The organism is Rhizobacter sp. P3_B12, from assembly GCF_056402895.1.
Map to the genome: position 1 here is coordinate 1 of NZ_JBFUGN010000652.1, position 3,524 is coordinate 3,524.

Consider the following 3,524-nt stretch of genomic DNA (forward strand, 5'->3'; position numbering starts at 1 on the left):
GTGCTGATCGGCCCGTGCGTGAAGCTCTGGTAGCAATTTCTTTCAATCGCGGATGCGTCCGTCGGCACATTCCGCTCCGTAAGTGCCTGCATGACATCGACAACGGTGTCTGCCAACCAACCTGAATGAAGGACCTGAAGATCATGAACACGACATTCGCCCGCCTGCTGACCCTCTCGACGCTCGCCCTGGCCCTGGGCAGCGCCTTCGCTGCCGACAGCGCGCCGCCGGCCCCGACCCCCGCCGCAGCGGCGGCTGACAAGCTGGGCGCCGCGCGCGCGCAGATCGCCGCGAAGAACTGGGCCGGCGCCATCGACGAGCTGAAGAAGGTCAACGACACCGGCAGCGCCGACTGGAACAACCTGATGGGCTACAGCCTGCGCAAGGCGAAGACGCCCGACCTGGCCGCCTCGGAGAAGTTCTACGACACCGCGCTGCGCATCGACCCGAAGCACAAGGGCACGCTGGAGTACTCCGGCGAGCTGTTCCTGATGAAGGGCGACCTGCCGAACGCCGAGCAGCGCCTGGCCGCACTGAACAAGGTCTGCGGCGCCGGCTGCGACGAGACGGTCGAGCTGAAGAAGTCGATCGAGCGCTACAAGGCGGCCGGCAACAAGTACGTCTCGGCCAACTGGTAACTCGACCCGATCAGGCGGCCGCCATCCGCGTGGCGCCTGCCTGCGGCACCCCGCCGCAGAACCCGAAGTCGAGCGCCGGCCGCACGCCGCTCATCAGCTCGGCGAGCGCGCGGCCCGATCCGGCGCCGTGCGTCCAGCCCAGCGTGCCGTGCCCGGCGTTGATCCACAGGTTGGCGAGCTTGCCGCTGCGCCCGATGTACGGCACGTTGGTCGGCGTGCTGGGCCGCAGGCCGGTCCAGAAGTTCGGCTCGGTGGTGTCGGCGACGCCCGGGAACACCTCTTCGTAGCGGTCGATCAGCGCCTGGCAGCGCACGCGCGAGGTCGCGCTGTCGAGGCTGGTGTCGTAGCCGGCCATCTCGGCCGTGCCGGCGATGCGCACGTGGTCGCCGAGCCGGCTGATCGCGATCTTGCGCGAATCGTCGAGCAGGCTCGCGACGCTGGCGGCCTCGGGCCGCTTCAGCTTCAGCGTCGCCGAGTAGCCCTTGGCGGGGTAGATGTTCAGGTAGATGCCGAGCGGCCGCAGCAGCGGCGCGGTGAAGCTGCCCATCGCGGCGACGAMGGTGTCGGCCGTCAGCGTGCGCGGCTCGCCGGTCTGCATATCGCGCAGCCGCACCGATTGCACCGCGCCGCCCGCCGCATCGATGCCGGCGATGTCGTGCTCGTACAGGAAGCTCGCGCCGCGCTGCTGGCACAGCTGCGCCAGCTTCTGCGTGAAGACGCGGGCGTCGCCTGATTCGTCGCTGGGCGTGAAGGTGCCGCCCGCGATGCCGTTCGCGAAGCCCTGCAGCGCCGGCTCGACCTTCAGCACCTCGTCGCGCGACAGCACGCGGCGGTCGACGCCGTGGTGGCGCATCAGCTCGGCGCCGGCCGCGCCCTCGTCGAACTCCTTCTGCGTCGAGAAGAAGTGCAGGATGCCGCGCTCCAGCCGGTCGTACTGGATGCCGGTCTGCGCGACCAGCGCCTTCAGCGACTCGTGGCTGTAGCGGCCCAGCGCCACCAACTGCGCCACGTTGCGCTCGAACGCGGCGTCGTTGCACTGCAGCAGGAAGCTCAGGCCCCAGCGCCACTGGTGCGGGTCGAGCTTGGGGCGGAACAGCAGCGGCGCGTCGTCGCGCGCCAGCCACTTCAGCACCTTCAGCGGCGCGCCGGCATTGGCCCACGGCTCGCAGAAGCTGACCGAGATCTGCGCGCCGTTGGCGAAGCTGGTCTCCAGCGCCGCATCTTTCTGGCGGTCGACCACGGTGACCTCGTGGCCCTGCTCCAGCAGGTACCAGGCGGTGCTCACGCCGATGATCCCGGCTCCCAACACGACGACTTTCATTGAAGCTCCTTCAGATCGGGCGCCACAACAGCTGGGCCGCCACGCAGAACATCACCACCGCGACGCTGGCATCGATCGCCCGCCACACCGCCGGGCGCTGCAGCCAGCGCGAGGCTGCTGCGGCACCATAGCCGAGCGTCACAAACCACATCAGCGACGCAAGACCCGCACCGACCGCGAACGCGAAGCGGCCGTCGCCCGGCTGTTGCGCACCGACCGTGCCGAGCAGCAGCACCGTGTCGAGGTAGACATGCGGGTTCAGGTAGGTCATCGCCAGCGCGGTGGCCATCGTGGCGCCCAGGCCACTGGCACCGGCGCGCGCCTGCAGGCCGGCATCGACGCCGCGCCAGGCCTGGCGCGCCGAGCGCAGGCCGTACAAAAACAGGAAGGCCGCACCACCGTAGCGCAGCACCTGCAGCAGCAGCGGCATCGACTGCACCGCGGCACCGAGCCCGAACACGCCCAGCAGGATCAGCAGCCAGTCGGACGCGGTGCACAGCGCGACCACCGGGCCGACATGCGTGCGCGCCAGCCCCTGGCGCAGCACCAGCGCGTTCTGGGCGCCGATCGCGACGATCAGGCCGGCGGTCATCAGCCAGCCTTGGGCGAATGCGGCGGAGAGGTCGGGGGTCATGGAATTCGGGGCGTGCTGTGGCCGTCGGATTGTCGGCACAGTGGACGAAGTCATGAAGAAGGATTCATATTTCTCGGCTTGCATTAGGATGACTTATGAAAGACCTGGACCCCGCCGCGCTCGACGCGCTGGCCGCGCTGGCCGACACAGCGAGCTTCGAGCGCGCCGCGCAGCGGCTGTCGATCACGCAATCGGCGGTGTCGCAGCGCTTGCGCACGCTGGAGCTGCAGGTCGGCCAGCCGCTGGTGGTGCGCTCGCGCCCGCTGCGGCTGACCGAGCCCGGCAAGCTGCTGCTGCGCTTTGCCCGCCAGCTGCAGGCGATGCGCGCCGACCTGGCGCATGAGCTGGGCGATGCGCCGCCCACCGACCAGCGCCTGCCGATCGCGGTGAACGCCGACAGCCTGGCGACCTGGGTGCTGCCGGCGCTCGACGCGCTGGTGCACGAGGGCCTGTCGCTGGAGCTGGTGGTCGACGACCAGGACTTCACGCACGACTGGCTGCGCCAGGGCGCGGTGCTCGGCTGCGTCACCAGCGTCAGCGAGGCGTTGCGGGGCTGCAGGGTCGTGCCGCTCGGCGCGATGCACTACACCGCGGTGGCGAGCCCCGGCTTCATCGCCGAGATGCTGCCGCAGGGGCTGACGCGGGCCAACTTCGCGCAGGTGCCGTTCCTGATCTTCAACCGCAAGGACGACATGCAGCAGCAGTGGGTGGCCCAGGCCTTCGGCGTGCGCGAGCCGCGGCTGCGCGAGCGCCACGTGCCGTCGTCCGAGGCCTACCTGCGGGCGGCGGCGATGGGCTGGGGGATCGGTGTCGTGCCGGAGCTGCAGGCGCGGTCGCTGCTCGACAGCGGCGCGCTGGTGGCGGTGCGGCCGGACGACCGGCTGCCGGTGCGGCTGCACTGGCACCAGTGGAAGCTGGGGCCGGACGGCGC

At 70.2% G+C, this 3,524-nt stretch carries 4 protein-coding genes; 2 read left to right on the forward strand and 2 right to left on the reverse strand.

The genetic code is table 11. The features are described 5' to 3' along the window. The first annotated feature begins 143 nt into the window (after positions 1-143). Positions 144-638: a tetratricopeptide repeat protein gene (locus AC1D01_RS25505; RefSeq protein WP_477871333.1), complete on the forward strand. Its 495-nt coding sequence runs from the start codon at positions 144-146 to the stop codon at positions 636-638. A 10-nt stretch (positions 639-648) separates the two neighbouring features. Here AC1D01_RS25505 and AC1D01_RS25510 read toward each other — a convergent pair whose 3' ends face one another. Continuing rightward, the gene (locus AC1D01_RS25510) at positions 649-1,959 is read right to left on the reverse strand and encodes a D-amino acid dehydrogenase (protein WP_477871335.1); all 1,311 of its coding nucleotides are present in this window, start codon (positions 1,957-1,959) and stop codon (positions 649-651) included. A gap of 10 nt (positions 1,960-1,969) precedes the next feature. Then, entirely contained in the window at positions 1,970-2,593 is a 624-nt protein-coding gene (locus AC1D01_RS25515) for a LysE/ArgO family amino acid transporter (protein WP_477871337.1), read from the reverse strand. A gap of 95 nt (positions 2,594-2,688) precedes the next feature. On the opposite strand from AC1D01_RS25515, the gene AC1D01_RS25520 reads away from it, so the two are divergent. Next, positions 2,689-3,524 (forward strand): LysR family transcriptional regulator ArgP (locus tag AC1D01_RS25520; protein WP_477871339.1); only part of this gene is annotated, 836 nt, incomplete at its 3' end.